This is a genomic window from Streptomyces sp. NPDC051636 (assembly GCF_044453765.1).
Lineage (GTDB): Bacteria > Actinomycetota > Actinomycetes > Streptomycetales > Streptomycetaceae > Streptomyces.
In genome coordinates this window covers 1-25,574 of the sequence record NZ_JBITDA010000017.1, presented here as the reverse complement: position 1 = coordinate 25,574, position 25,574 = coordinate 1, and the positions used below count along the sequence as shown (strand labels likewise).

General features: G+C 71.3%; 34 protein-coding genes. 19 read left to right on the top strand and 15 right to left on the bottom strand.

Going from position 1 to position 25,574, the window contains the following annotated elements; translation table 11 throughout:
* Positions 1 to 23: 23 nt before the first annotated feature.
* The gene (locus ACIBBH_RS26575; RefSeq protein ID WP_399408696.1) at positions 24 to 848 is read left to right on the top strand and encodes a DUF5819 family protein; all 825 of its coding nucleotides are present in this window, start codon (positions 24 to 26) and stop codon (positions 846 to 848) included.
* Positions 838 to 2,001: an HTTM domain-containing protein gene (locus tag ACIBBH_RS26570; RefSeq protein ID WP_399408694.1), complete on the top strand. Its 1,164-nt coding sequence runs from the start codon at positions 838 to 840 to the stop codon at positions 1,999 to 2,001. The genes ACIBBH_RS26575 and ACIBBH_RS26570 overlap by 11 nt, the downstream gene beginning before the upstream one ends.
* A gap of 47 nt (positions 2,002 to 2,048) precedes the next feature.
* Here the strand turns inward: ACIBBH_RS26570 and ACIBBH_RS26565 are convergent, their stop codons facing one another.
* Genes ACIBBH_RS26565 through ACIBBH_RS26555 form a run of 3 tightly spaced genes read right to left on the bottom strand, consistent with a single transcriptional unit; the run spans position 2,049 to position 3,630 of the window.
* The gene (locus ACIBBH_RS26565) at positions 2,049 to 2,426 is read right to left on the bottom strand and encodes a hypothetical protein (RefSeq protein ID WP_399408692.1); all 378 of its coding nucleotides are present in this window, start codon (positions 2,424 to 2,426) and stop codon (positions 2,049 to 2,051) included.
* Positions 2,426 to 3,067: a hypothetical protein gene (locus tag ACIBBH_RS26560; RefSeq protein ID WP_399408690.1), complete on the bottom strand. Its 642-nt coding sequence runs from the start codon at positions 3,065 to 3,067 to the stop codon at positions 2,426 to 2,428. The genes ACIBBH_RS26565 and ACIBBH_RS26560 overlap by 1 nt, the downstream gene beginning before the upstream one ends.
* On the bottom strand, positions 3,058 to 3,630 hold the full coding sequence (locus tag ACIBBH_RS26555) for an RNA polymerase sigma factor (RefSeq protein ID WP_399408688.1): 573 nt from the start codon (positions 3,628 to 3,630) through the stop codon (positions 3,058 to 3,060). The genes ACIBBH_RS26560 and ACIBBH_RS26555 overlap by 10 nt, the downstream gene beginning before the upstream one ends.
* 154 nt (positions 3,631 to 3,784) lie before the next feature.
* Between ACIBBH_RS26555 and ACIBBH_RS26550 the strand changes: the two genes are divergently transcribed.
* The 5 genes from ACIBBH_RS26550 to ACIBBH_RS26530 all read left to right on the top strand — a co-directional run bounded on the left by ACIBBH_RS26550 (position 3,785) and on the right by ACIBBH_RS26530 (position 6,313).
* Positions 3,785 to 4,267, top strand: a complete 483-nt coding sequence (locus ACIBBH_RS26550; RefSeq protein WP_399408686.1) for an Asp23/Gls24 family envelope stress response protein — start codon at positions 3,785 to 3,787, stop codon at positions 4,265 to 4,267.
* 72 nt (positions 4,268 to 4,339) lie between these two features.
* Positions 4,340 to 4,510, top strand: coding sequence for a hypothetical protein (locus ACIBBH_RS26545; protein ID WP_399408984.1), 171 nt, complete (start codon positions 4,340 to 4,342; stop codon positions 4,508 to 4,510).
* Positions 4,507 to 4,920 (top strand): Asp23/Gls24 family envelope stress response protein, encoded by a 414-nt coding sequence (locus tag ACIBBH_RS26540; RefSeq protein ID WP_399408684.1) that lies wholly within the window; start codon positions 4,507 to 4,509, stop codon positions 4,918 to 4,920. Before ACIBBH_RS26545 ends, ACIBBH_RS26540 begins: the two co-directional genes overlap by 4 nt.
* A gap of 52 nt (positions 4,921 to 4,972) precedes the next feature.
* Positions 4,973 to 5,680 (top strand): DUF6286 domain-containing protein, encoded by a 708-nt coding sequence (locus ACIBBH_RS26535; protein ID WP_399408682.1) that lies wholly within the window; start codon positions 4,973 to 4,975, stop codon positions 5,678 to 5,680.
* Between the two features lie 24 nt (positions 5,681 to 5,704).
* Entirely contained in the window at positions 5,705 to 6,313 is a 609-nt protein-coding gene (locus tag ACIBBH_RS26530; protein WP_399408680.1) for an alkaline shock response membrane anchor protein AmaP, read from the top strand.
* Positions 6,314 to 6,337: 24 nt separating this feature from the next.
* Here the strand turns inward: ACIBBH_RS26530 and ACIBBH_RS26525 are convergent, their stop codons facing one another.
* Together ACIBBH_RS26525 and ACIBBH_RS26520 are read right to left on the bottom strand one after the other, a co-directional pair.
* The gene (locus ACIBBH_RS26525; RefSeq protein WP_399408678.1) at positions 6,338 to 6,547 is read right to left on the bottom strand and encodes a hypothetical protein; all 210 of its coding nucleotides are present in this window, start codon (positions 6,545 to 6,547) and stop codon (positions 6,338 to 6,340) included.
* A gap of 152 nt (positions 6,548 to 6,699) precedes the next feature.
* Positions 6,700 to 7,677, bottom strand: a complete 978-nt coding sequence (locus tag ACIBBH_RS26520; protein ID WP_399408676.1) for a magnesium transporter CorA family protein — start codon at positions 7,675 to 7,677, stop codon at positions 6,700 to 6,702.
* A 220-nt stretch (positions 7,678 to 7,897) separates the two neighbouring features.
* Between ACIBBH_RS26520 and ACIBBH_RS26515 the strand changes: the two genes are divergently transcribed.
* From ACIBBH_RS26515 to ACIBBH_RS26475, 9 genes are all read left to right on the top strand, one after another.
* Positions 7,898 to 8,053: a DUF6131 family protein gene (locus ACIBBH_RS26515; RefSeq protein WP_399408674.1), complete on the top strand. Its 156-nt coding sequence runs from the start codon at positions 7,898 to 7,900 to the stop codon at positions 8,051 to 8,053.
* Positions 8,054 to 8,432: 379 nt separating this feature from the next.
* The gene (locus tag ACIBBH_RS26510; RefSeq protein WP_399408672.1) at positions 8,433 to 8,636 is read left to right on the top strand and encodes a cold-shock protein; all 204 of its coding nucleotides are present in this window, start codon (positions 8,433 to 8,435) and stop codon (positions 8,634 to 8,636) included.
* 178 nt (positions 8,637 to 8,814) lie between these two features.
* Entirely contained in the window at positions 8,815 to 10,344 is a 1,530-nt protein-coding gene (locus ACIBBH_RS26505) for a DEAD/DEAH box helicase (RefSeq protein ID WP_399408670.1), read from the top strand.
* Between the two features lie 61 nt (positions 10,345 to 10,405).
* On the top strand, positions 10,406 to 10,702 hold the full coding sequence (locus tag ACIBBH_RS26500; protein ID WP_399408668.1) for a CBS domain-containing protein: 297 nt from the start codon (positions 10,406 to 10,408) through the stop codon (positions 10,700 to 10,702).
* A gap of 45 nt (positions 10,703 to 10,747) precedes the next feature.
* Entirely contained in the window at positions 10,748 to 11,071 is a 324-nt protein-coding gene (locus tag ACIBBH_RS26495; protein WP_399408666.1) for an SCO5918 family protein, read from the top strand.
* 318 nt (positions 11,072 to 11,389) lie between these two features.
* On the top strand, positions 11,390 to 13,411 hold the full coding sequence (locus ACIBBH_RS26490) for a cell wall-binding repeat-containing protein (RefSeq protein WP_399408664.1): 2,022 nt from the start codon (positions 11,390 to 11,392) through the stop codon (positions 13,409 to 13,411).
* Positions 13,412 to 13,621: 210 nt separating this feature from the next.
* Complete coding sequence (locus ACIBBH_RS26485) at positions 13,622 to 14,011, top strand: hypothetical protein (protein ID WP_399408662.1); 390 nt, start codon at positions 13,622 to 13,624, stop codon at positions 14,009 to 14,011.
* A 354-nt stretch (positions 14,012 to 14,365) separates the two neighbouring features.
* Positions 14,366 to 14,767, top strand: coding sequence for a hypothetical protein (locus ACIBBH_RS26480; protein WP_399408660.1), 402 nt, complete (start codon positions 14,366 to 14,368; stop codon positions 14,765 to 14,767).
* A gap of 215 nt (positions 14,768 to 14,982) precedes the next feature.
* Complete coding sequence (locus tag ACIBBH_RS26475) at positions 14,983 to 15,795, top strand: hypothetical protein (protein WP_399408658.1); 813 nt, start codon at positions 14,983 to 14,985, stop codon at positions 15,793 to 15,795.
* Between the two features lie 127 nt (positions 15,796 to 15,922).
* Here ACIBBH_RS26475 and ACIBBH_RS26470 read toward each other — a convergent pair whose 3' ends face one another.
* The 6 genes from ACIBBH_RS26470 to ACIBBH_RS26445 all read right to left on the bottom strand — a co-directional run bounded on the left by ACIBBH_RS26470 (position 15,923) and on the right by ACIBBH_RS26445 (position 19,987).
* Positions 15,923 to 16,126: a cold-shock protein gene (locus ACIBBH_RS26470; protein WP_010986199.1), complete on the bottom strand. Its 204-nt coding sequence runs from the start codon at positions 16,124 to 16,126 to the stop codon at positions 15,923 to 15,925.
* A gap of 244 nt (positions 16,127 to 16,370) precedes the next feature.
* A complete protein-coding gene (locus tag ACIBBH_RS26465) occupies positions 16,371 to 16,712 on the bottom strand; it encodes a MerR family transcriptional regulator (RefSeq protein ID WP_399408656.1) in 342 nt (113 codons plus the stop codon).
* Positions 16,713 to 16,869: 157 nt separating this feature from the next.
* Entirely contained in the window at positions 16,870 to 17,304 is a 435-nt protein-coding gene (locus ACIBBH_RS26460; RefSeq protein WP_399408654.1) for a PH domain-containing protein, read from the bottom strand.
* 353 nt (positions 17,305 to 17,657) lie between these two features.
* Positions 17,658 to 18,725 (bottom strand): CU044_5270 family protein, encoded by a 1,068-nt coding sequence (locus tag ACIBBH_RS26455; protein ID WP_399408652.1) that lies wholly within the window; start codon positions 18,723 to 18,725, stop codon positions 17,658 to 17,660.
* On the bottom strand, positions 18,722 to 19,363 hold the full coding sequence (locus ACIBBH_RS26450; RefSeq protein ID WP_399408650.1) for an RNA polymerase sigma factor: 642 nt from the start codon (positions 19,361 to 19,363) through the stop codon (positions 18,722 to 18,724). Before ACIBBH_RS26450 ends, ACIBBH_RS26455 begins: the two co-directional genes overlap by 4 nt.
* Before the next feature lie 111 nt (positions 19,364 to 19,474).
* Positions 19,475 to 19,987 carry a PadR family transcriptional regulator gene (locus ACIBBH_RS26445; RefSeq protein ID WP_399408648.1) on the bottom strand — a complete coding sequence of 171 codons (513 nt, stop codon included), beginning with the start codon at positions 19,985 to 19,987 and terminating at the stop codon, positions 19,475 to 19,477.
* Positions 19,988 to 20,198: 211 nt separating this feature from the next.
* On the opposite strand from ACIBBH_RS26445, the gene ACIBBH_RS26440 reads away from it, so the two are divergent.
* A complete protein-coding gene (locus tag ACIBBH_RS26440; protein ID WP_399408646.1) occupies positions 20,199 to 20,729 on the top strand; it encodes a hypothetical protein in 531 nt (176 codons plus the stop codon).
* A 59-nt stretch (positions 20,730 to 20,788) separates the two neighbouring features.
* Here ACIBBH_RS26440 and ACIBBH_RS26435 read toward each other — a convergent pair whose 3' ends face one another.
* The 3 genes from ACIBBH_RS26435 to ACIBBH_RS26425 form a co-directional block, all read right to left on the bottom strand.
* Positions 20,789 to 21,733 (bottom strand): MIP/aquaporin family protein, encoded by a 945-nt coding sequence (locus tag ACIBBH_RS26435; RefSeq protein WP_399408644.1) that lies wholly within the window; start codon positions 21,731 to 21,733, stop codon positions 20,789 to 20,791.
* A 194-nt stretch (positions 21,734 to 21,927) separates the two neighbouring features.
* Complete coding sequence (locus ACIBBH_RS26430) at positions 21,928 to 22,653, bottom strand: DUF4328 domain-containing protein (RefSeq protein ID WP_399408642.1); 726 nt, start codon at positions 22,651 to 22,653, stop codon at positions 21,928 to 21,930.
* Between the two features lie 93 nt (positions 22,654 to 22,746).
* Complete coding sequence (locus ACIBBH_RS26425; RefSeq protein ID WP_399408640.1) at positions 22,747 to 23,151, bottom strand: hypothetical protein; 405 nt, start codon at positions 23,149 to 23,151, stop codon at positions 22,747 to 22,749.
* Positions 23,152 to 23,343: 192 nt separating this feature from the next.
* Between ACIBBH_RS26425 and ACIBBH_RS26420 the strand changes: the two genes are divergently transcribed.
* Positions 23,344 to 23,808, top strand: coding sequence for a hypothetical protein (locus ACIBBH_RS26420; protein WP_399408638.1), 465 nt, complete (start codon positions 23,344 to 23,346; stop codon positions 23,806 to 23,808).
* A gap of 21 nt (positions 23,809 to 23,829) precedes the next feature.
* On the opposite strand, the gene ACIBBH_RS26415 is transcribed toward ACIBBH_RS26420, so the two are convergent.
* Positions 23,830 to 24,528: a DUF6445 family protein gene (locus ACIBBH_RS26415; protein ID WP_399408636.1), complete on the bottom strand. Its 699-nt coding sequence runs from the start codon at positions 24,526 to 24,528 to the stop codon at positions 23,830 to 23,832.
* A gap of 229 nt (positions 24,529 to 24,757) precedes the next feature.
* Here ACIBBH_RS26415 and ACIBBH_RS26410 point away from each other — a divergent pair, with 229 nt between their 5' ends.
* Positions 24,758 to 25,483, top strand: coding sequence for a DUF4142 domain-containing protein (locus ACIBBH_RS26410; RefSeq protein WP_399408972.1), 726 nt, complete (start codon positions 24,758 to 24,760; stop codon positions 25,481 to 25,483).
* The last annotated feature ends 91 nt before the right edge of the window (positions 25,484 to 25,574 follow it).

Below are 25,574 nucleotides of genomic sequence, written 5' to 3'. Positions count from 1 at the left end.
ACTGCGGAAAATCCGTTCCTCGGATGACGGCGCGCGGCGGAACTCCCTCGATTCCGCCGCGCGCCGCCGGCGCGAGTCCACAGAAACCTCAGGCGCCGGACAGCGGATACGAGAAGGCAAGGTGGACGGTGTCGAGCGGAATTGAATCAGCGGGTGTGAAAGAACGTGAGCAGTCCGATTCCGGCCCGCTCCCGGGGGAAGGTCATGACGACGCGGATCCGCCCGGCACACAGCCCGCGGGTGCCCGTGTACTGAAAGCCGGGCTGCACAGTGCCGTGGCCCTGTGTCTGGTGACGGCTCTGGTTCATGTCGTCGTCGTCTTCCTCGCAGTGGCTCCCTCCAACTCCCTCTCAAGGCGGTACGGCCAGCAGATCAACGCATGGGTGTACCCCCTCTTCGAACAGAACTGGCGGCTCTTCGCCCCGAATCCCGACGCCGTCAACCGGCAGATCCTGGCGAGAACCGCGCATACCGCCTCCGACGGATCGATGCGGGTGAGCCCGTGGTTCGACCTGACCGCCGTGGACCGCGCCGCGGTCGAGCACCACGTGTTTCCGAGCCACACGGCTCAGAACCTCCTGCGCCGCGCCTGGTCCTCCTACGTCGAAACGCACGGGGCGGACGACACGGCCCGCTCGGAACGGGCCGTGATGATGCAGAAGTATCTGAGCAACATCGCTGCGGACCGCGTCGCCGGCCACAACAGCGGCGGCGCTTTCGACTTCATTCAGCTTCGGGTCGTCACACGGCCCGTCGCCGCGCCCGGCGCCACGGCCGGTGACCGCCCGCCGACGCCGGTCGAGAACCGGCTCCTGCCCTGGTGGAAGGTGACCCCTCATGGGAAGTGAGCGGATCCGCGAGGTTCCCGTCACGGCAGTCACGCCGGACCGCCCTGCGGACCGGAGGACTCCGGCAGCGGGCGCGGCTTTCCGCCGGCTGCTCGTCGGGACCGGCGCTCTCTGGGCGCTTGTCACCGGTCGGCCGGTCTCTCTGTACGCGACGTCCGTTCTGCGCATCGGTTACGGGCTGCTCTATCTGATCTTTCTCCTGCGTGAGTTCCCGCACCGTCACGAGATCTGGGGCCCCGGCTCCCCGTGGACACCCGCGCTGGCGGCACAGCTCTTCGACCAGACGGGCTGGAACAGCTTCCTGATCCTGTCGGACAGCCGCGCCTACTTCGAACTGTGCTACGTGCTGGCTCTCGTGACGTCCGCGCTGTTCATGCTGGGCTGGCGGACCCGGGCCACGTCCGTCCTGTTCGCCGTCGTGGTGACCTCGTTCCATGCGCGAGCGATCTTCATGACGGACGGGGGCGACAACCTGGTCCTGCTGATGGCTCTCTACCTCGTGCTCACCGCATGCGGCAGGCAGTGGTCCCTGGACGCACGCAGAAAGCGGACCAGGGCGGCTCGTGCGGGCGACGCGCCGGAGCGGGTGAGGAGCGTCCCGGCACAACAACTCCGGGCCGCCCGCATCACCCTGACCACGGTGGTGCACAACTGCGGTGTCTTCGTCATCGCGGCGCAGGTCTGTTTCCTGTACGGCTCAGCCGGCCTGTACAAGGTCCAGGGCCCTTTCTGGGGTGACGGCACCGCTCTGCACTACGTGCTGAACCTCGAGCTCTTCCAGCCGTGGCCGGCGCTCTCCCATTTCGTGGACCAGTACCCGATCGCGATGGCGGCCACCGGTTACCTGACCGTTCTCACGCAGGTCGCCTTCCCGTTCGTGCTCTTCGGCAGGCTCAAGTACCCCGTTCTGACCATGCTGCTGGGCATGCATCTCGGTATCGCGGTGCTCCTGGGGCTTCCGCTCTTCTCAGGAGCCATGATCGTCGCGGACGCCGTGTTCCTTCCCGACCGCTTCTACACCTTCCTGCCCCGCCTGTGGCGGCGCACGGCGATGCGCTTCGGCGTGCGGCTGCCGGCGCCCCGGCGGGGAACGGGACGGGGATCCGTACCCCCGCAGGGCGGGCCCTCGGTCCCGAGCCTGAGGCTGCGGTGACGGAAGGCGGGCACGCAAGGGGCCGATCCACTGCCCGGCCCGTCCGCTCATGCCGTGTCGCGCCGGGCGGCGATACGGGTCACCGTGACCGCGACGGTGACGGGCTCCGGGGCACGGAGGCCGGCGAGGTGGGAGGTGACGGCGGCCCGCACCCGGTCGCGGACGTTCCTGGCGGTGTCCAGCGCTCGGTGGCCCTCGGCCAGCACGCAGCGCACCTCGATGTGCCATCCCGGCCCGTCCGGCGCCCGGTCGGCGCGGATGCCTGCCTCGGGCGACGTGCGATGAGGCGTGGTGTCCGTCCGGGTGGGTGCGGCGGCTGCCGCGAGACGGTGGGCGAGGCGCGGTTGCAGGCCGGCCACGCCGGGGACCGCGAGGGCCGCGTCGGCCGCGACGGCGAGGAGAGTGGTCGTGCCGGTGGTGGTCATCACGTACCACCGCCGGTCGGGTGGCCGGGGCCGGGGAGCGGCCACGGCTCCAGTACGTCGACCACGGTGATGTCGACGGTCGTGACCGCGAGCCCCAGGTCCTGTCCGGCCGAGTCGAGGACCGATCGCCGTACCTGATGGACCCGGTCGGGCAGCGGGCGGTCGAGGGCGGCGGCCAGGGTCATGGTCACCCGCACGTCGGTGCCCCCGCCCTCGGGTACGAGCCGGCAGGTCGCGGCCCTGGCACCGGGGACCGTGTCCGCGGCCTGCCGCAGCACCTTGGCCGCGGCGCTCTCGGCGATCCGCAGGTCCAGGTCCGGGTCGGCCAGGGGCAGCAGCCGCCCGAGCCGGAGCTCGGCCCGGACGACGTTCATGACGCGGTCGGCGAGTGCGTGCAGGCCGGGAGGGTCCTCGGCACGCAGCGCCCGGGTGGCCGCGTTCACCGTGGCCAGTCCTTCGACGGCCTCTCGGCAGTGGGGACAGGACACCGTGTGCGGGTCCGCGGCCGGCGCCGCGTCCTGCGCCTGTTCCCAGACCCGGCTGAGCAGGCGGCCGCAGGGCAGTACCTCATCATCCGCGAACGGGGGCACGTCGGCGCCGGGCGGTTCGGAAGGCCGCGCGTGCGGGTCGTCTAGCGCCATGGGCCCATCGCCTCCTGCAGGGATCGGCGTGCCCTGAACAGTCTGCCGCGCACCGTCTGCTCACTGGTCCGCGTGACGTGGGCGATCTCTTTGTAGGGCAGACCCTGCAGTTCCCGCAGGATCCAGCAGACCCGCTGCCCGGCGTCCAGCTCGGCGAGCGCGCGGGACAGGGCGGCCGTGGCCGCGTCCTGCTCGGCGGACCGGGCGGGCTGGCTCCGCGCGTCGCCCGCCGCGGGTTCGACGACGGTCTCCAGGGAGAGGGGCGGCGGTCGGCGCCGGCGCATGGTCAGGCAGCGGTTGACGGTGATCCGGTACAGCCAGGTACGGAACTCCGCGTCGTGGCGGTATTCCGGCAGTCGCCGCCAGGCGCTGACGAAGGCGTCCTGAACGGCCTCCTCGGCGTCCTGGGCGTTGCCGATCATGCAACGGGCCAGCGCCAGGAGGGACCGGCTGTGCCGCTGGACGAGAACGGCGAAGGAGTCCTCGTCTCCCTCGGCCGCGCGTACGGCCAGCAGTCCGTCCGGCAGGTCGTATTCCAGCAGGAAAGCAGTGCGTTCGGTCATGACGCTCCCGCGAGCCTTGGAAAGAGCCGTGTACCCCCGTACATGGATGTGATGCACGTCACACCATCTGGGTGTGAGGAGTACGCCGCACCGTGTGTCCAACCTTTCGACGGGCACCACTCAGGTGTCCCACCGACCGATCGAGGCGACCGCCATGACGGACAACATCACCAGCGTCGGCGGGGGCAACCGGCCCGACACGGGCGTGAGCGCGCTGAAGGGCCGCACCGGTGCCGGAACTCCGGCCGAGACACGGGGGAAGACCACCATCGCGGACGGCGTGGTGGCCAAGATCGCGGGCATGGCCGCCCGCGAGGTACCGGGCATCCACAGCCTGGGAGCGGGGATGGCCCGCGCCTTCGGCGCCATGCGGGAACGGGTCCCCGGCGGAGGCGGAGGCGTCACGCGAGGAGTGAAGGTCGAGGTCGGCGAGCGCCAGGCCGCCGTGGACCTGGACGTCGTCGTCGAGTACGGCGTCTCCATCGTCGAGGTCGCCGGCGGCGTACGCACCAACGTGATCAGCGCAGTGGAGCGGATGACGGGACTGGAGGTGGTCGAGGTGAACATCGCCGTCGACGACGTCCACCTCCCCGACGAGGAGGAAGAGGCCGAACCGGACGAGGGCCGCGTGAGGTGACCCACCGCCACGTCCTGGGCGTGGCCGGATGATCACACGACGGCGACGTACGTTCGCGAGACGGGTGAGTGCATGATGAACACAGCGACGACGGGCCTCGCGGCCGGCATGGCCCTGGGCTTCGCCGGTTACTTCGGCGGCTTCTGGGCATTCCTGCTGGTCCTGGTCCTGGGTACGGCGGGGCTGATCGCCGGCCTCGCCGCGCAGGGCGACCTCGACTTCCGTGGACGGAGGCAGCGGTGAAGACCCGGCCCGGTTCCCCGCCCCCTGACGAAGGGCCCGGCCCGCCGGCGCGGGCCGCGGGTCTGCCGCCTCCGGCCGAGCGGGGCGCCACGGTCATCCCGGACAGGGTGGTCGCCCGTATCGCCGCCCAGGCCGCACGCACGGCCCAGTCCCGGCGGGCCGCCCTACCGGCCGACGGGAGCGAACCGGCGGCGCCCGGCGCCTCCGCGGCCACCCGTACCGGATCGGTGCGCCTGCACCTGACCATGGACCTGCCCTATCCCACCGACATCCCCCAGGTCTGCGAGCGGATCCAGCACGACGTCGCCGAACGCGTGGCTGAGCTGACCGGCCTGGAGGTGGGAGAGGTCACCCTCACCGTCCGGCGGCTGGTGACAGCCGCCGGTGCGAGCCGGGGACGGGTCCGGTGAGCCGCCACGCGGCCCGGTCCGCCCGGCACGCCACGCAGGAAGGAGGACCGGAATGACACCCGACCCGGCCTCTCCCGCACGCGGCTCCGCGCCCTCCGCGCGCCCTGCCGCAGTGCCGCTGACAAAGGAGCACGAGGAGCCGAAAGAGCCCGGTCCGCCCGGACACGAGGCGCCCCCTCCGCCGGACCCGGCGGCCGGTGAGCGCGACAGCGGGCACCGGCCCCACCGCCCGTGGTCCGCGCGCCGGATCCCGGCCGCACTGGTCGCCTCGGTGGTTCTCGCGGCGGCGGGCGCGGCGTTGTTCGACGTCGTCGCCGTACGGGCCGGACGGCCGGCGGCAGCCTGGCGACGGCACCTGGCCGGCGAACTGGCCGCCCGCCCCGTGGACGACGTGTGGATGCTCACGGGAGCCGCCGTGGCCGCCGCCGTCGGCGTCTGGCTGATCGTCCTGGCCCTCACCCCGGGCCTGCGCCACCTGCTGCCCCTGCGATCCCCCGCCGGCTGCCCCCGGCTGCGGGCCGCCCTGGACCGCGACGGCGCCGCCGACCTGCTGCGCGACGCCGCCATGCGGGTCCCCGGAGTCGGCAACGCTCGCATCCGGGTGCGCCGTCACCGCGTCAAAGCCCGCGCGGACGTCCGCTTCCGCGAGCCCCAGCAGGTGAGGGACGACCTCACCGCCGTCCTCGACGAGGAGCGCGACCGGCTGGCCCTCGCCCGCCCTCCCCGCATCGTCGTACGGGTGCGGCGACGCACCGACTGACCCCCCAGCACCGGAGCCCGCACCATGACGTCGCGACCTGTACTCAACCGCAGTCTGCTGGCCCTGGCCGGACTGGTCCTGCTCGGCGGTGGTCTGCTGATCCTCTTCGCCGGGCTCGACGTCTACCGGCGACACGATCTGGTCCCGCCCGCCGGCTGGCCCCTGACCACCCCGGACGACGTCCTGCTCGGCTCCGCCGACCGGGCCCGCTGGAGCAGTCAGGGCTGGTGGTGGTGGCCCGCGGTCATCGCCGCCCTCGCCCTCGTCGCCCTGCTCGCCCTGTGGTGGCTGCTCGCCCAACTGCGCCGACGCCGCCCCGGAGCGCTGCCCGTGGGCGGCACACCCCCGCAGGAAGGCGTCGAACTGCGCGACCGCGCGCTCAGCGACGCGATCGCCGCCGAAGCCGGTGCCCTGCCGGACGTCCAGCAGGCGGACGTCCGCATCACCGGCCGGCCTGCTCACCCCCGCACCCGCGTCAGGCTCACTCTCACCCCCCAGGGGGCACCCGGTGCCGCCCTCGATGCCCTGTGCGAAGGCCCGCTCCGTACCGCCCGTCGGTCCACCGGTTCCCCTCACCCGCCCACCGAGGTCCGCCTACAGGTCGCTCGCCACAAACCGCACCGCGCGCAGTAAGAAGTAGACCGGCCCAAGCCGATGTCAGCCGCGGTCGCTGTCCTGGGGAGGCGTGTCGGTGGTCCTGTCCGCCGCCGGCCGGTGGTGCCTGCGGTGCCGGCGGCCGATTCCCGGCAGGGCGTCGCTGTAGTGGAAGTCAGCGATCCGTTCGTTGTGCTGAGCGTTGAGCCGGTGGATCAGAGCGATTCCGACGGCGATGACGACAAGGAGCACAGCCACGGCGATGAGGGTCATGGCGCTCTCACATCCCGGGGTTGTTGATCACCGGGAACGACACCTGCAGAGGGACCGGCGTACGAAGAACTCCCGGTTTCTTCACCCTACTCCGCTCCCGAGCCGGAAAACGTGCGTATGACCAGCTGTTTTCCTGGTCCGGCAGCGACGGGTCAGAGCCAGTCCTTGCGCTTGAACGTCAGATACAGCAGGGCGGACAGGACCACGATGACGGCGGCGGAGGTGATGAATCCGGACTGGCGGCCGAAACCGGGGTAGGGGAGGTTCTGGCCGTAGAAGCCGGTGATCGCGGTGGGCACGGCGATGATCGCGGCCCAGCTGGTCACCTTCTTCATGATCAGGTTCATGCGGTTGGCCTGGACCGAGAGGTTCGTCTCCATGACCGAGGCCACCAGGTCCCGCAGTGATTCGGTCCATTCGGTGGCGCGCAGCACGTGGTCGTAGACGTCCTGGTAGTAAGGGACGAGAGGGTCGGTGATCACGTGCAGGCCGGGGCGCATGAGCGCGTTGACCACCTCCCGCATCGGGAGCACGACGCGGCGGAGCCGGACGAGCGATTTGCGCAGTGCGAACGTCCGGCGTTGCACGGCTTCGATCTGGCGACGCCCGGCCGCGAAGAGCAGACCTTCCAACTCCTCGATGCCGTCGTCCAGTTGCTGCACCGCGGCGAAGTGCCCGTCCACGAGATGGTCGAGCAGGCCGTGCAGCAGGAATCCGACGCCGTGGCCGGCCAGGTCCGGGCTCTCGTCCCAGCGGGCGACGACGTTCCCGAGGTCGAAGCCGTCGTCCTTGCGGACGGTGATCATGGCTCGGGCGGTGAGGAACACCGCGATCTCGCTGGTGGACAGTTCCGCACCGTCCGGGCTGACGGTGACGGCATAGGCGCTGAGGAATTCATGGGTGCGATAGCGGTCGAGTTTCGGCCGCTGCCCCCGCTGCGCGGCATCCTCCAGAGCCAGTTGGTGCATACCGAACTCGTCACCCAGCATGGTGAGTTCGGCGGGCCCGGGGCGGTACAGGTCCAGCCACACCACCGACGCGGGATCGGCGAGGTGCCCGGAGACCTCACTGGCGGGAAAGTCCTCCAGGACGAGAGTGCCGTCGTGATACAGCCGGGAGCGCGTCACCATGGCCCGAGGCTAGTGCCTTATGCCCTGATCGCTTCGCTTCGCCCGATTGTGCAGCCGTACGGTCGCCAGAGTTCCCGCCACCCGGCCGCGAGGCCAGGTGCGTCGTGCAGGGCCTCGCTCCGGCCTTGTCGCCGATCTCGCCTGGAACATCCCGCCGCCTTCCCTCAACGGCTTTCGCGGTTCACAGTGGAAGAAGCACTACTCCCCAGGGGAGGCAACCATGATCGTCCTGGGCATCATTCTGCTCGTCATCGGTTTCGTCACCGGCATATCCATCCTGTGGACCATCGGGATCATCCTGGCCGTCGTCGGAGCGATCCTGTGGGTCCTCGGCGCGATGGGACACGCCGTTGCGGGACGACGTCACTATTGGTGAGCGACCGGAACCGGGCCGCCGAGGGCCGCGCGTCACCTGATTCACCTGGGACTGCGGGCCGGCCAGGAGCCGGGCCGGTGGCCCCGCGCGCCCGCGGCGCCCGCCGGGCATCGTGACCGGCCGTGGCATACGCTCACCCGTGGCGCCACAATATCTGTCACCGTGGAGTGAGAAATCGACCCGGCGCGCGATGTATATTTCTCAGCTTCAGAGATGAGGCGACATTATTCACAGTGCACGGCCGATCGCGCCATGCTACTGTCGATCTCAGTTGCAGTTGTGGTTGCCAAAAGGTTCATTTTCCGACGGGCTGATCATCACGGCGACACGGAGTCCGCACAGGGCGAACTCCGAGCACCGTTTCCGAAGGAGAAATGACATGGCCAGTGGCACCGTGAAGTGGTTCAACGCCGAAAAGGGCTTCGGCTTCATCGCACAGGACGGCGGCGGCGCCGACGTCTTCGCCCACTACTCGAACATCGCCACCCAGGGCTTCCGCGAGCTGCAGGAAGGCCAGAAGGTGTCGTTCGACATCGCGCAGGGCCAGAAGGGTCCGACGGCCGAGAACATCGTTCCCGCCTGACACCCGCACTGACGCATACTTTGCAGCTGGGGCCCGCACCTTGGGGTGCGGGCCCCGGCTCGCTGCATTTCATGGGCGATTCCGCCCCGTCATCTCCGGCTCGTTCTCGCGATTCTCTGCGCCGTTCATTCTGCTGCGGGAATTCCTTGATACGTGCCCGCATCGAGGAAGGTTCCGCATGAACCGCGCACGCGCTTCACGTTCCGCACGCACAGACCGCACCGACCGCACGACCCGCACGTATGACCGCTTCCGAGGCTCGGCCGCCAACCGCTCCGGCCCGCCGCGCCGTTCCAAGGGCTACGGGCCCCGACAGGCCGCGCCCCAGGGCGAGTTCGCGCTGCCGGTGACGGTCACCCCCGCGTTGCCCGCCGTCGAGTCGTTCGCCGATCTCGACATGGCGGCGCCGCTGCTGGCCGCGCTCGGCCACGAGGGCGTGACCGTACCGTTCCCGATCCAGGCGGCGACCCTGCCGAACTCCCTGGCCGGCCGTGACGTACTCGGCCGCGGCCGCACCGGTTCGGGCAAGACCCTCGCCTTCGGCCTGCCGGTGCTGGCCCGTACGGCGGGTCGGCGTGCCGAGCCGCGGCAGCCGCTGGCCCTCGTCCTCGTACCCACCCGCGAGCTCGCCCAGCAGGTCACCGACGCGCTCACCCCCTACGCCCGCGCCGTGCGGCTGCGGCTGGCCACGGTAGTCGGCGGCATGTCGCTCGGCAGGCAGGCGAACGCGCTGCGTGCCGGGGCGGAGGTCGTCGTCGCCACACCGGGGCGGCTGAAGGACCTCATCGACCGGGGCGACTGCCGACTGGACCAGGTCGCCATCACCGTCCTCGACGAGGCCGACCAGATGACCGACATGGGCTTCATGCCGCAGGTCACCGCGCTGCTGGACCAGGTGCGGCCCCAGGGGCAGCGGATGCTCTTCTCGGCCACCCTGGACCGTAACGTCGACCTGCTGGTCCGCCGTTACCTGACCGACCCGGTGGTCCACTCCGTCGACCCGTCGGCGGGCGCGGTCACCACGATGGAGCACCACGTACTCCACGTGCACGACGCGGACAAGCACCGGACGACCACCGAGATCGCGGCGCGAGACGGCCGAGTGATCATGTTCCTGGACACCAAGCACGCGGTGGACCGGCTGACCAAGCACCTGCTGAGCAACGGCGTCCGCGCCGCGGCCCTGCACGGTGGCAGGTCCCAGCCGCAGCGCACCCGGACCCTGGCGCAGTTCAAGGACGGTCACGTCACCGTCCTGGTGGCCACCAACGTCGCGGCCCGCGGTATCCACGTCGACGACCTCGACCTCGTCGTCAACGTCGACCCGCCCAGCGACCACAAGGACTACCTGCACCGTGGCGGCCGTACCGCCCGCGCCGGCGAGTCCGGCACCGTCGTCACCCTGGTGACCCCCGACCAGCGCCGCGGCATGAGCCGGCTGATGGCTTCGGCCGGCATCACCCCGCGGATCACCCCGGTGCGTTCGGGTGAGGCGGAGCTGAGCCGCATCACGGGTGCCCAGGCCCCCTCCGGTGTTCCGGTCGTCATCACCGCGCCGGTCGCGGAACGTCCCCGCCGCGCCGCGTCTTCCTCGACCCGTGGCCGCCGGGGCCGCACCGCCCAGGGCCGCACCGCCCAGGGCCGGCCCGCCGGCGAAGCGCCGCGCGGCCGGGCGCAGCGGCGGTCCGCCGCCGACCCGGCGGCCTGACCCCGCGGCCTGACAGGGCCATCGTGACAAGGGAAAGCCCACCCATCTCCAGGAGGCAGCTTTGACACCGGTTCAGACGCAGCGACGCCCGGCGACTCCCAACCGCACGGCCGTGGCCGGCCACCTGGACGCGTCCGGGCCGCGGGTCCGGGACGACATGACCGTCGAGGTGGCCCTGTCCGTCATGGCCGGTGCCCGTGTCGAGTACCTCCTCCTGTGCGACGGGGACGACCAGTGCACGGGCTCGGTCACCCGGGCCGAACTCGCCGCTCACCGCGACAGCTCCGGGTACACGGACCGGATCCGTCTGCGGGACGTCCTCGGCGGCCCGTTCCGGCTCGTCCCCGTCTCCGGCTGATCCACCTCGCCCGGGTCAGTCCCCTCTCCCCCTCTGTGAGGCATCATGCGCTGCATCATCGCCCGGTACCCGTTCGACCTGACCAAGAGCGGAGTGCTGGCCGCGATGGCGGGCGTCACGCCCGAGCTCATCACCGGTGAGTCCGTGACCATCGGCCGCCGCCGCTATCCCGTCAAGCAGGTGGGCGAGGTCATCACCCGGCAGGACCGCCGCGACTTCACCAGCGCCGAGGTCACCCGGGCCATGGCCCGCCTCGGTTTCACCTGCCACGGCCACCCCGAGACCGCGCCGCGCGTGAACGCGGGTGGCCTCACCCCGTTCCAGACGGCGTCGGAGCTGCTCGGCAGCCCCGACCCGCAGGACGCCTGAGGACGAGCGGGAAGCCGCCGGTCCCGTCCCCCGCTGCGGGTGAAACCCCAGGTCAATGACCTGGGGTTTGCTGTTGACCCACGTGTCGAGCCTGATGGCCAAGTCCGGCAGCCCCAACCGGGCCGGCCTCGCCGTACTCGCCGCCCGCCAGGGCCTCGCGAGGGCTGAGGCCTGTCGCCGCACCGCGGGGTGACCCCGCCTTCACACAGGTCAGGGCCTGCCACTAAGGTTTCGCCGCTGCCGTGCGGACGCACATGACGCCGTCCGTTCACCTCGGGGGAAGGGGCCCGGCGGCGTCCATTCACTCGTGGGGGCACATTGAACACGCCTACGCGCCGCAGATCCGCGGCGCTCACCACTGTCGCCGCGCTCGCGGCCGGTCTCGTCGCCGCGCTTCCGGGGCCGGCGGCGGCCGTCTCCGGCGGCTGGCCCGCCACCGACGGCAAGCTGCTGTACACGGATGTCGGCGGGCACATGAGCTTCGTCAATCCGGACGGGTCCTCGTCGTCGCAGTTCTACCCGACCGGAGACCAGGGCGCCTGGTCCGCCGACGGCAGCCAGGTCGCGTTCGTGAACCACTACGACGACCACCTCCGCACGGCGTGGGCCGACTCGGAGGACACCGGCGTCGACATCACCATGCCGTCGGGCAGCGGCTGGCATCCGGCCGATCCGACCTTCTGGTACGGCGGCGGCGACCTCGTCTTCACGGCCGGAGGCCGGCTGCGGCTGACCGCGGCCGACGGCACCCGCACACCGAAGGCCCTGTTCGGCACCGACGTCGACGGCTGCGACTCCAAGCCCAGCGGCGCCGTCAACGGCATGCTGGCGTTCGTGCGCACGGGAACGAGCTGCGGCACCGCGGGCACCCCGGCCGTCTGGGTCTACAACGGCCGCACCGGGGCGTTCACCCAGCTGGCCGGCAACGCGACGGACCCGAGCATCTCCCCGGACGGCCAGTCGGTGGCCTTCACCCGGTCGGTCGACGGGCACAAGCAACTGTTCAAGGTCAAGACCGACGGCACCGGGCTGACCCAGCTCACCACGGACGCCGTCGACCACAACCGGCCCGCCTGGTCGCCGCAGGGCAACCGGATCGCGTACGACATCTACGTCTCCGGCAACCCGGACGTCCCCAGCGGCCCGCAGGTGTGGATCCACGACCTCGGCACGGGCACGCAGACGCAGGTGCCCCAGGGCAACGGCACCAACGTGGCCTGGCAGCCGCTCAGGGACAACGCGATCTCCCGGGTCTACGGCTCCGACACCTACGACACCAACATCGCGTCGTCCAAGTGGACCTGGAACACGGTCGGCACCAGCACGCCCGGCCTGACGAACGCGGGCGCGGCCGTGCTCATCAGCAAGTCCGACGCGGCGTACGCCACCACCGCGACCTCGCTGGCCGGCAAGAAGCGCGGGCCGGTGCTGATGACCTCGGGCACGGGCCTGGACTCCTCGGTGCAGACGGAGCTCACGCGGATGCTGCCGAAGGGCAGGACGGTCTACCTGATCGGCGGCACCGAGGTCCTCGGCAGCGCGGTGGCGTCCAAGGTGACCTCGCTCGGTTACGTGGCCAAGCGGCTGTCCGGCACCTCGCGCTACTCCACCTCGGTGGCCGTGGCCAAGACCGTCACCAGCACGCCGAAGTACGTCTTCCTGGCCACCGGCACCGACTACCACAACGCCCTCGCGGCGAGTTCCGCCGCCGGTGCGATGGGCAGTTCCGGGACCGCGACCGTCGTGCTGACCGACGGTACGACCATGACCTCGTCGGTCTCCGCGTACCTCAACACGTACAGCCCGAGCACGACGAAGATCATCACGGTGGGGACCGACTCCGAGTCGGCGCTGGCCAGGGCGTACAACGCCGGCAAGATGCCGAACTGGCCCAGCTCCTACCACTATTACCGGGTCGCCGGTGGCACGCCGCAGTCGAACGCCATGCGGCTCGCCGACTTCTGGTGGTCGCTGCCGTCGGACGCCGCGGTGGCCTCCGTGGGGAGCTGGCGCGGCGGCGTCTCCGCGTCGTCGGCGATGGCCACCTACGGTCCGCTGCTGTGGACCGACGTCACCTCGCTGTCGTACGACACCAAGCGGTACCTGATGCGGATGTCGTCGAGCGTGAACCACGTGGCGGTCTTCGGCGGCACGGGATCGGTCGACGCGTCGGTCATTCCCAAGATCGGGGCGGCCATCGGCGTGGGTACCCACTACGCCTACACGTCGTACTACAAGGGCGTGTCGCCGCAGACCACGGCTGCCCAGCCGATGTCCGCCGGCACCCGGTCCGCTCCGAGCCCGGACCTCGCGCCCCTGCGGGTGACGGCCACGAAGTAGTCCTCGGCGTGAGCTCGGTGTGACTTCGGCGTCCCCGGCGAGGGGGGCCGGCCCGGCGTGTGCGGCGCAAGGTGCCCCGGCGAGTGGGGCCGGGTGCCCGGTACTCCGGGAAGGGGAAGGCCATGGGGAGTCTGCCGGAGCTCACCACCGGACGGCTGTTCTCCTCCTGGCAACCGGACGTCCCCGCGCTGTTGTTCGTCGTCCCGCTGGGTGCCCTGTAGCCGGGGCGTCCTGCGGCTGCGGCGCGGGGGCAGGCACTGGCCGCTGCCCCGAGTCGCCGCCGACCCGCTGCGGCTGGCCGTCCGCGCCCTGCCCGAGCGCTCCGCCGGGCGCGTGCGACGGGCGATGACCGGCCGGGTGGTGCGGCTGCTGGCCTTCCCGCTGATCAGCATTGCCCTGGTGCTGGTGACCGAGCTGACGGTGTACTTCACCCCGGCGGGGTGCCCGTTCGTGGTGCCGGTGCTCACCCGCGAGGAGACGCTGCCGGCCTGGTGCACCACATCCCGTGCGGGCGGCGCCGGTGTTCCTCGACGGGGTCGCCGACGCCGTACCGGGCATCGTGGTGATGACGCACGGCACGCTGTCGCCGGGGCCTGGTAGCTGCGCCCCGCACCGTCCTGGGCGCCGGACGTGCAGCGCGACCAGCAGCCCGCTCGGGGCGCGATGATCAGTGTCGCCGAGCTGGTGGCGCTGCCCTTCCTGCCGGCGATCCCGGTGCAGTGGCCCCTACCGAGCGGCGGCACCCGCGCCGGGAGGGGCGCGGGAGGCGGACCGCGACCGGGTGTCCGGGGTGGGAGAGCGAGGACAGCGCGGTCGCCCAGCGCATCCGGCAGCAGCGGCCGGAGCGCTGAGACACGCCCGCCGCTCTCGCCGGAACGAAACCCCGGCGGCGGCTCAGTCGTCCTAACCGGCACAGAGGTTGACGACCCACAGGCTGTGGACGAGGGGGGCGCCGTGACCGCGCACCAGCCGGACGAGGTGTGGCAGCGGTTCCTCCGGGACAGCGAGCGCGCGATCCGGCACACCGCCCCGAGGGAGCCGTCCGCGGAGGTCCGCATGGCCCAGCCGTATCTCCACGAGGAACCCGTCGGCGAACTCTGGCAGCCCGAGGAGCGGCCCACCGGACCGACGTGGCGGGAGCTGGACGGACCGGCCAGACGGCGACGCGTGGGCAGGGTGCTCGGCGCGGCGGCGGCGATCGCCCTCGCCCTGCCGGCGGCGAACCCCCACCGCGTCCGGTCCCACCTGCCCGGTGACACGACCTCCCAGTACTCGGAGACCGCACCTGCCGCGCTGCCCACGGACGCGGGCCGCCCGACCGGCCCGGATTCCCGGGTTCCCGTCAGGGACCGGTGACGGACTGCTGGACGACACGGGTCGGCTCAAGGGCCGCCAGGGTGTGCCGGGGCAGGTCCGGGCTCCCGGGGATCCGTGCAGGAGCATCACACAGGCTGCACACAGTCTTTCGAATGACGGGTTAGCGTTGCTGGCCGGCTATCCGATCCCACGTGCGCACGTGACCAGCTCGCGGCCCGGTGGGGCGACAGCACGTCAACTCAGGAAGACCGCAGATGGACTACTGCTCCTCGTGCCGTCGGCATCTCAATGGCGCCCTGGTGTGTCCCGGGTGCGGTGCCTACGCCCCGGACATCGCTCCGGTCACAGCCGGCGGTCGTACCGTCCCGGCCCCGGCCGCCGAGGCGACGGCGGGCCCGGCGGCGTTGGAGGTCACGGCCTCCGACCCACCGCGGGACGACGGTTCGGCCGGGCCGGCCGACGACCTGGACGGCGTGCCGCCCGCCCCGCAAGGAAGGGCGGCACGCCGTCGCCAGCTGGCCCGCTGGAAGAAGAACCAGCGCCGAGCCGTGGTCGCGACCGCCGTCGCACTCGTCGGAGGCGGCCTGACCGTTTCCGCGATGGACCGGCACTCCGCCGGCCGCGCACAGGCGGCCACCTCGCCGGAGGTCCCGAGCACGCCCGCCGCGGAACAACCGACCTCGCAGCACACCCGCCCGGCGGTGACCCGGCCCGGCGCGCACCGGTCCTCGCCCACTCCCCCGTCGCAGTCGCCCGCGACCGGCCTCCCGCGGGAGCAGAACACCCCCGCCGCGCCCCGCACCACCCCGCCGGCCGCCCGGCCGGACGCCACCGCCTCCCCTGACACGGCTCGTACCACGCGTACGACGGCGACGTCGGCTCCGCAGCAGCGGTCCGCCTCCTCGTCCTCCCCTGGGACGGCCGCCGACGACACCGGTACGGCGGCACAGCAGACGACCGCGCCCGCTGCTGCCGACGACACGAACTCGGGAACGCCTCGGACGAGCCCCTCGCCGGCAGCGACGTCGCCGTCGCAGGTCTGCCTGCTCGTCGTGTGCCTCGGCTGACCATTCAGGACAACGGACAGGGGCCCGCACCTTTCGGTGCGGGCCCCTGTTTCGCCGTATACGCGTACGAAATTCCGTACGAAATTCAGACGCGGATATCGCGGAGTGTCGCGGGATGCTCCGGCTGTCAGGCGGGAACGATGTTCTCCGCCTGCGGGCCCTTCTGGCCCTGCGTGACGTCGAACGTCACCTTCTGGCCTTCCTGCAGCTCACGGAAGCCCTGGGTGGCGATGTTCGAGTAGTGGGCGAAGACGTCGGCGCCGCCGCCGTCCTGCTCGATGAAGCCGAAGCCCTTTTCCGCGTTGAACCACTTCACGGTACCGGTGGCCATGTCAAATCTCCTCAGGCAGTGCTGGAAGCCCGCACCTCGCGGGCTCCCTCATCGCTGTGATGATCACCTGCCCCGGAAATACCGGTAAGAATGGCAACCACAACTGCAACTGACAGCCAGCCTAGCACGGAAGAATCGGCAACGCGGAAAAGGACTGGCCCGGGAAACAGCACCGGACGAAAACCCGGTGGGACGCGGGGGAAAATCCTTTTCCAACACCGGCGGAAATTCTGCTCCGGCGCCGTCAGATTTCCGGGCGGCGCGGCTCCTCGTCGGAGCGCAGTTCCTCGTTGACGCGCAGAGTCTCGTCCAGCTGGTCCTCGAGGCCGATGATCCGGCAGGCCGCCTCGACCGGGGTCCCCTGGTCGACCAGGTCGCGGGCACGGGCGGCGAGGCGCAGTTGATGGCGCGAGTAGCGCCGGTGGCCGCCCCCCGACCGCATCGGTGTGATCAGCCCGGCCTCGCCGAGGGCCCGGAGGAAACCGGGCGTGGCGCCGATCACCTCGGCGGCCCGGCCCATCGTGTACGCCGGGTGGTGGTCGTCGTCGAGCCGGTCGGTGGCGTGCGGCCGGTCTTCCAAGGGCATGTGCGCCTTCCCGCGGACCGGCGAGATCCCGGACCGCATCAGGGGAGCTGGTTCCCCGTACCGGAAACTCTAGTAGCCCCTGGGGAATTCCTCCCGCGGCGGTCACAGATGTCCTCTGCGGTTACCGGAACACGCACCTGCTCGTACCGGACAGTGGTCACCCGGTCACGGTCAGGCGTCCGCGGGGGTCATCGCGGAGCGCGCTCGCGGAGGACGCGGTGTCCGGCGGTGCGGTACGAGACCAGGGGACGTGGCTCGACCGCGGGGCTCCGTGACGGCGGTGCAGCGTGCGGAGCGCGGCCGGCTTCGCGTCGGACTCCGGGTCGCCGGGCGGCCGGCTCCGCGGGAGGGCCGGGAGGCGCCTGCGGCCGTCGCGGAGCAGAAGGCTGACCCGGCGGGCCTCCGTGCCCCGGGAGTTGTGCGGGGACTTCACGTGTACGCGCAGGTCGGCGATGTCGTGCCAGGGCACGCCCCGGCCGCCCAGCAGCGTCCGGGAGTGGAGGCCGTACGCGTCGGCGCTCACCCGGGCGGCGACCCGGTGCGGCGACGCGAGGCCCGCCGGCGCCGGCAGCAGCCCGGCACCCGGCCACACGTCCAGGAGCCCCCCGGTACGCCATGCGCACCGCGGCCAGGCCGCCCCGGCCGGAGGACGACGAAGAACCACAGGGTGCGCTTCCACGGGGGAAGACAGGTCTTCCCGGGCGTCGGTCATGGCGGGATCCTGGCATCGGCCGGGCTGCGCCTCCTTGTGCGGCGTCCGGCAGCGTTCCGGCCCGCGAGGCTGCCGGCTCCGCACCTCCCGGAGCTGCCCTGCCGGCCCCGGGCGGCGATCAGCAGGATGAGGGCCGCGGCGGAGCCGAGCGCGAGCGCGTGGTGTTCGCGGCGCGGTCACCAACACGCTGGTGGTACGGAGCCCGCGGGCACGTCGGTGAGTGCCCGCGCCGGTCAGCCGTCCGTCTTCGCCGGTTTCGCGCCCCGGTGGTCGACGACCGCGCGTTCCATGATCGCGGAGCTGCCGGCCAGCGTGTCGGACATGGGGTTGCCCTTCCCGTCCTTGGTCATGTACGAGCGGCAGCCGAGGTAGGCCAGACTCTGCTTGTCGAAGATCCATTCGTCCCGGACCGCGGAGACGGAGTCCTCACGGGTGATGGCGATGCCGTGCCGGCCGGCGGCGTCGACGGCGTCGGGGACCACGGTCACTCCGGGGATCTTGGCGGCCGCCTTGTACAGCGCGGCGGCGTTCGCCGGCGGCATGATCGTCTCGCCCAGCAGGTCGCCGATCGTGCTGAAGACGGCCTCGTCCTCGGACCAGCCCTTGTCCACCCGCGTCTTGGAGTAGAGCAGGTCGAGCAGGGCGTCCGGGTCGGTGGGCAGGGAGGCCAGCCACTTGTACGTGGGCCGGTCGATGCCCTCCGGGACGGGACCGCCGCCTTCCTCGATGGGGATCACCTCACCGGGCATCACCGCACCCTTGCCGGTTTCCAGGATCCACCCGGAGGTGTGGACGGGGGCGGGGTTCTGCACCATCCACACCTCCCGTTTGTGGACGGCGCCGAGCTTCACGGGGCCCCCGAAGGTGCCCTGGTTGCCCCGGACGAGGCTCCTGACGTAGAGCAACTGGCCGTCCTTCACCGGGCTCGCGTCGGTCTCCATGGCCGCGGCGGCGATCCGGTCGAGCGTGACGGTCGCGCTGTGGGACCTGGCCGAGCCCGCGGTGGCGGTCCCCCGTCCCGGGGCGGAGCCGCCGCCGCCGGAGAGGGTGAGGACCAGTGCCCCGGCCAGTGCCATCGACGCGGCGGGTACCAGCACGGCCGCGCGCAGCAGCCGGCGGCGCGGCGTCGGTGAGGTCTGCGGGGCGGAGTTGAGGTCTTGGTCGATGCGCTGCATCAGTACGTCCTTGTAGTGGAGGTGCCGGCTCCGCGGGAGGTCCCATTCGGTGGGAGCCGACAGCAGCTCCTCGGCCTCGCTCCGGGCGGAGCCGGAGCCGGCGCGGGGCAGGTCGTCAGCGTTCACGGGGTTTCCTCCTGCAGGAACAGGGCCGCGAAAGCGGCCTCACTCTCCATCTCTCCGCGGGGGCGGGGCGGTTCCGGTTTCTCCCGGCCGGGTTTCTCCGGGTCGAGCGCACCGGAGCCGGCGCTGAGCCGGGCCAGCCGCGCGCGGGCCCGGGACAGCCGTGACCGCACGGTGCCGACCGGGATGCCGAGGGCCTCGGCCGCCTGCTGGTAGTCCAGCCCGGAGGCCACGCACAGGGTGAGCACCTCCCGGTCCTGGCGGCGCAGCCGGCGCAGCGCGTCGTGGACCAGCGCGAGACGGCGGGCGTCGTCGATCCGGCCCGCCGTCTCCTCCGCGAAGTCCTCGACGGGCCGTGGTTCGGGGCTGCGGGCGAGGAAGGCGAGCCGCCGGCGTACACCGCGGTTGGCGTTGCGTGCCTTGTGCGTGGCGATGCCGAGCAGCCAGGGCTTGAGCGATCCGCCCTCCGGCTCCACCGATTCCCGGGCCCGCCAGGCGGCGAGGAAGGTCTCGGACATCGCCTCCTCGGCCTCCGCCCAGTTGCCGGTCAGCCGCAGGGCGTGGTTGTAGACGGCCCGCGCGTACTGCTCGTACAGCTCGGCGAAGGCTTCGCGGTCCCCTGCCCGTATGCGCGCACGCACTGACTCTCCTCGTTCCGGTTGCCGCCTCACACCTGTTACTCCCTGCGGAACGGGGGGAGTTCCTGTGCCCTGCGTCACACCGTCTTCTGCTTGATCAGTGCCTCGTGGCTGCTACTGGATCAGCCCCGCCGCCCACTGCGCCCACTCCTTGCGCATCGCGTTGAAGCGCAGCCCGTACTCCAGGACGATCCGGCCGTAGACCGAGAGGTTGTCGTCGTCCCAGTCGATGGAGTCCATCAGGCGGTGCAGGTCCTCGTGGACCTCGTCGGACAGCTCGGCCAGTCCGGTGAGGTAGGAGCGGGCCTGCTCGGGCGGCAGGACTCCGAGGAAGAAGACGCGGAGCAGGATGTCGCTGCGCACGTTGCGCTGCGGGCGGGTCTCGGTCAGCCAGTGCCGCAGTTCGGCCATCCCCTCGTCGGCGAGGGCGTACTCCTTGCGGCCGCGCGGGCCCTCGGCCGTCACCGTGATCAGACCGGCGTCCGCCAGCTTGGTGAGCTCCGTGTAGATCTGGCTCTGTGTCGCCGGCCAGACGTTGGCCAGCGACGTCTCGAACAGTTTCAGCAGGTCGTAGCCGCTGGCGGGGCGCTCCGAGAGGAGGCCGAGCAGTGCGTGTCGAAGGCTCATGACCTTCAGCTTACATTCCAACATTGACATGTCGCTCGCCGACCTTCTACTTTTGACATGTCGGAAGAGAAAGCATGCCGGAGAAAAACGCCGAACCGGAGCGATTCCAGGCGGCCCGGTAACCGCTCAGCAAGGGAAGGCCGAGACCGGGCGGCTTCCGGCCGAGGTCTTCGCCGGGGAACTCGAAGTGCCCAGGCGGGAATTGACCCGGATGCCGCACCGAGTGACCGCGGCCGGCGTGGAGTACGTCTTCGACGACTCGATCACCGCGCTCACCCAGCACGAGGCCGGTGCCACCGTCGGGTTCGAGCGCGGCACGACCCGAGAGTTCGGCCTGGTGGCCGTCTACATGTTCAGCGGAGCCGACGCGGGCCGCCTCGCGGTCACCCCTCTCCTTCCGGACCGACTCGCCCGCGCTGGACCGGCTCGGCCGGAGCGAGCAGGAGGAGGCGGTGCGGGCCGCGTTCGCGCGGCGGGCGGCCGGGAAGTGCCGCGGCTGCTGGCGTCGGACGGCCGGGTCGCCCTGGCCGGCGACGCCGGGTACTGCGCCGCGCCCACCAGCGGCGTGGGTACGTCCCAGGCTCTGATCGGCGCCCGCTCACTGGCCCGGCACCTGGCCGAGGCCGGCGGCGACCACGCGACCGCGTTCGCCGGGTACGGAGCCGGACTGCGCCCGTACGTCGCCGAGAACCAGGCCACGGGGCGGGAGGGCGCGGTGGCCTTCGGTGGCCGCGTCGAGTAAGACCCCCTGCGACGGGGCAAGCCCGGGTTCACCGCGCGCCGGTTCGTCAAGTACCCGCTCTACTCCTCGTCGGTGCCCGTCGTGGGACGCGTGCGGCCGACCTCCGGCAGCTCCGCCAGCTGGGCGCGGATGTGGAGGACGTCGCCGATGAACAGGTCGTACACCAGCACGCCGATGACCCCGCCGACGAGCGGTCCGACGATCGGGATCCAGAAGTACGAGCTGAACCAGGCCGCGTTGCCGGGCAACGCAAGGTCCTTCCACCCCGCCACCCAGGTGAACAGCCGCGGGCCGAAGTCGCGGGCCGGGTTGATGGCGTACCCGGCGTTCGCGCCGTAGGACATGCCGATGGCGGCCACCACGAAGCCGATCACCAGCGGACCGAGGTTCGCCTGCACCGCCGTGTTGCGCAGGTCGATGACGGCCACGACCAGCATGACCAGGAAGGCCGTACCGACGATCTGGTCGATCAGCGGTCCCCAGACGCCACCGTTGAAGTACGGCGCCGGGAAGGTGGCGAAGATCGAGAACGTGGCGAGCGTGTGCCCGTTCGTCTTCGGCGGCTTCGAGGCGGCGTCGAAGGCGTTGATCGCGTCGTGGTAGACGGCGAAGACCAGGGCCGCCCCGGCGAAGGCGCCGATCACCTGCGACAGCCAGTACGGGAGGACTTTGGCCCAGGGGAACTTGCGGCGCACCGCGAACGCCAGCGTCACCGCCGGGTTGATGTGCGCGCCGCTGACGCCGCCGGCCACGTAGATGCCGAAGACCACGGCCATGGCCCAGCCCCAGGTGATCAACAGCCAGTCCCCGGCGGCAAGGAAGATCGTGGTGGGCGTTTCGGCGCGGCCCGAGCCGGGCAGCGCCGCGACGGCCATCGCGACGACGCCGCAACCGAAGGAGATCAGGACGAACGTCCCCAGGAACTCCGCCAGGCATTCGCCGAGCAGCCCGCCGCGCTGTCTGAGCGTGGAGGGTTTGACCAGGGGAGGGATTTCGACAGCCATATCGGCCCCCTCAGTGAGAGCATCCGGCCATACGACCGATCACGAAACCGGTCATAACCCCATCGTTGCGCATGAAGGGGACTACGGACACTGGAGGGACTCGGGGGGCTCTGCACGGGGGGCTCCGGACCGCGGCCGTCCCATGGTCACGGCCGCTCCACGCACGGGTACGGGCGGACCGCCGCCCCCGTCGGTCAGCCCCGCGGACGGCCGGACGCGACCGACTCGGTCCCCGCTCCCGCGCCGTTCCCCGGGCCGCCGGTCCCGGATGCCATCCGCTGGTCCTGTGCCGCCGTGACGGCGCGTACGACGAAGACGCCGGCGACGGCCGCGGCCACGACCGCTGCCTCACAGGCCAGCAGGGGCCAGACCTCGGTGTAGGCGCGCTCGATGACCTCGTCCGTGGAGTCCTTGTACATCAGGCCGACGCCGCTGAGCATCCCGGCCAGCCACAGGCCCCACCACACGTTCACCGAGAGCGGCAGGGGCCGCCCCGGGGCGGTCTTCTGGTGGACGTCCACGACGATGCCGCGCGGCACCCACAGGTTCGCGACGGGCAGGACCCACCCGACGTAGACCCAGATCCCGGCATAACGCGGCGGCTCGCCCGAGAAGGCGCGCGCGTTGTCGCGGACGCGCCACAACCAGGACAGGAACACCAGCACGCAGAGCAGCGCGGCACCGTCTCCCAGCGCGCTGACGATGTGGTACGAGTCCTCGAGCCCGGTCAGCTTCCGGTGCACGCCGTTCCCCTGGTCCGGCGGCCCGGACGCCGGCTCCCCGGTCAGGGACAGCCGTACCTGCCACACCGCCCGAGCCGCCCAGGCGACCCCGGCGAGCAGAAGCGCTCCCTCGGCACACCTGCCCACCACCCGCGCCGGCCGCAGACCGGCGGGGTGCTCCTTGTAGTCGTCGTTCACCTGGGCATCCCGTCCACGCCGTGTTGTTTACACCATGTCAGACGTCAGAACGGGCGCGGTGGTTACAGCCCTGCCGGCTTCTCCGGGTCTGCCCTACGCCGACCGATACGTCGCCAGCGCCCAGATCACGAAGAAGTCGAGGCCGATCATGATGATCGACCAGACCGGCGCGTACGGCAGGAAGAGGAACTGGGCGACCATGCCCAGCGCCGCGAGCACGATGCCGACGAACCTGGCCCACTCGGCTCCCTTGAGGATGCCCGCGCCGGTGGCGACGGCGATGACACCGAGGATCACCAGGATCCAGCCCCACCCGGTGAGGTTGATCTTGTAGACGTAGTCCCCCACACGCGACCACACGTCGTCGGCGGCGAGCGCGGAGATTCCCTGGAGGACGGCGAGGATTCCGTTCATCAGCAGCAGGACCCCGGCGAAGACGGCTCCGCCGGCCGCCCAGCCGCTGGAGGAGGGCCGGGCCGGGTGCGTTTGCTGGGTCATGGGGTGCCTCCGCTGGGATAGGTGCGGGCCGTACTCCGGCGCCGGTCGTCGACGCCGGACGTATACGACGATCGGGCCTGCCCGGGGTCCCCACCACGGGTGGTACGCCATTCGGATGACTCGGCATGCGGTGACGCGGCCGCGGTCCTTGACTGGACGGGAGACCGACGGACGACGGGACACGGAGGCGGCATGACGGGGCTACGAGCGGGTGCCGTACTGGCGCTCGTCGCATGCGTGGGCGCGGGTGTGAACGGCTGCTCGGACGACAACAACCCCTCGTCCGCGGCCAGCAAGGCCGCGTCCTACGCCTCCCAGGCCGGGCAGGCGCTCGCCTCGGCGACCGCGGAGGCGGGGCGCCGGCTGGAGAAGGTGAGGAACGGCGTCGACGCCAGGGACGCGGTACGGCTCGGCACCCCGGCCACGGCCTCCGACGGCCGTACGACGGTCGGGGTGACGGCCGGCAACAAGGCGGACTCCACCAAGTCCTTCGCCGTCCAGGTCAACTTCACGGACGCCGGCGGCCATCTCCTCGACACGGTCGTCGTCACGGTCTCGGACGTCCGGGCCGGTGCGTCGGGCAAGGCGACGGCGCGCAGTACGCGGAAGCTGGCGGGGACGGTGAAGGCGGAGCTGGGGACCGCGCTGAGGTACTGAGGCACAGGCTGAGGTTCTGGCTCAGGCCATCCAGAAGAAGACCGCCGTCATCCGCTTCTCCCCCAGCGTCCCGCCGAAGTAACCGGTCGCGCTGTGCACGAGGTTGGCGTTGCAGAGGAGCAGGCGGTTGTACCTGTGGGGGACGCGTACGTCCTCCTCGAAGGCGTCCGGCACCACGAACCGGGTGCCGAGGGCCTCGACGAGGTTGTTGCGCGGGGCCTGGACGACGTTGCCGCCGAGGCGTCCGCCGGGCAGGGACTGCCGGTGGAAGCTGGTGCCGCGGTCCTTGGGCACGCCCGGGTTGAGGTACAGCACGGCGGCGTAGCGGCACAGCGCCCGGGAGTCGGTGTGCGGCCGGGGCTCGCTCTCCCCCTCCCCCACCACCTGCACGCAGTTGTGGTTGAGGGTGCCCCCGCCGGGCGCCCGCTGCACCCACAGCTCCCCGGCCCCGGTGGCCTTCTTCACCAGCCGCTCGATCCGCCCCAGTTCCCCCGGCTCGAGCCCCGGCATGGCCCGCAGCCCCGGCCAGGTCTCCTGCGTGTACGGATACCCCTTCACCCAGTCGTCCTTGGCGAGGCACCGCTGCCGTACGGCGTCCACGCCGGGCAGGACGTCGTCCAGGACCCAGTAGTCACGGCCCTCGGTGGGCTTGCGGTAGGGGAGCACGGGGAGGGAGGCGGCAGCCCTCGCGGGCTGCGGGGGCCGCGGTGACATGGACATGCCGGGGACGTACAGCGGGGGTTCGTCCGGTCTCTCCCCGCGACTGGTCAACGTTCGGTCAACCATGGGGGACGAGAAGTTTTTGCCCAATCCATAGAGTCGCCTGGCTTCCCCATCCGTACTGCTGTGCGTCCGAACCGTCCGCCTCGCGGGCGGCATCCACTACCGGGCAGGAGGCACGGTGCGACTTTCGCGGAACGCGACGGGAACTCTCTTCGTGGGCGGGGCCATGGCGGTGACGCTCGCCGCACTCGCATATCCGAGCATGCTCGGAGTGTCCACCGTCTCCACCTCGCAGTCACGCATCATCGCCAACACCCAGTGGGGGCCGCTGACGGAAGCCGACCGGGACTTCGTGGTGAAGGTGCGCGCGGCGGGCCTGTGGGAGTACCCGGTCGGGCAGATCGGCCTGCAGAAGGGCCAGTCGCAGGCGGTCAAAACGGCGAGCCAGCACCTGGTCGACGGGCACTCCGCGCTGGACACCACCTGCCGCAAGATCGCGCCCATGCTGAACATCACGCTGCCCAATGTGGCCAGCCCCCAGCAGGAGGGCTTCGTCAGCCAGCTGAAGGGGGAGAGCGGCAAGCAGTTCGACACCGACTTCGCCAACATTCTGCGCATGACCCACGGCTCCATCTTCAACACGGTCGCGAAGATCCGGTCGACGACGAAGAACACCCTGGTGCGGGCCCTGGCCGACCAGGCCAACGACACCGTGCTCGACCACATCACGGTGATGGAGAAGACGGGTCTGGTCGACTTCGACACGACCCTCAACACGCAGACGAACCCGCCGAAGCTGCCGTCCACCGACGTGACCCCGCCGGCTCCGCCCGCCGGGCAGCCGGAGGTGGTGCTCACTCCGCCGCCGAACGCCACGTCCACCCCGGTGGACGTCGACGGACTCACCGGCGGAGCCGCCACCGCCCCCAGCCCCGGCCCGACAGTCGGCTAGGCGGTTTCGTTTGGATCATCGGGCGGACCAGAGGAAGATGCCGGCGATGTGGAGTCCGGCGAGGTAGATGGTCGCGGTCTTGTCGTAGCGG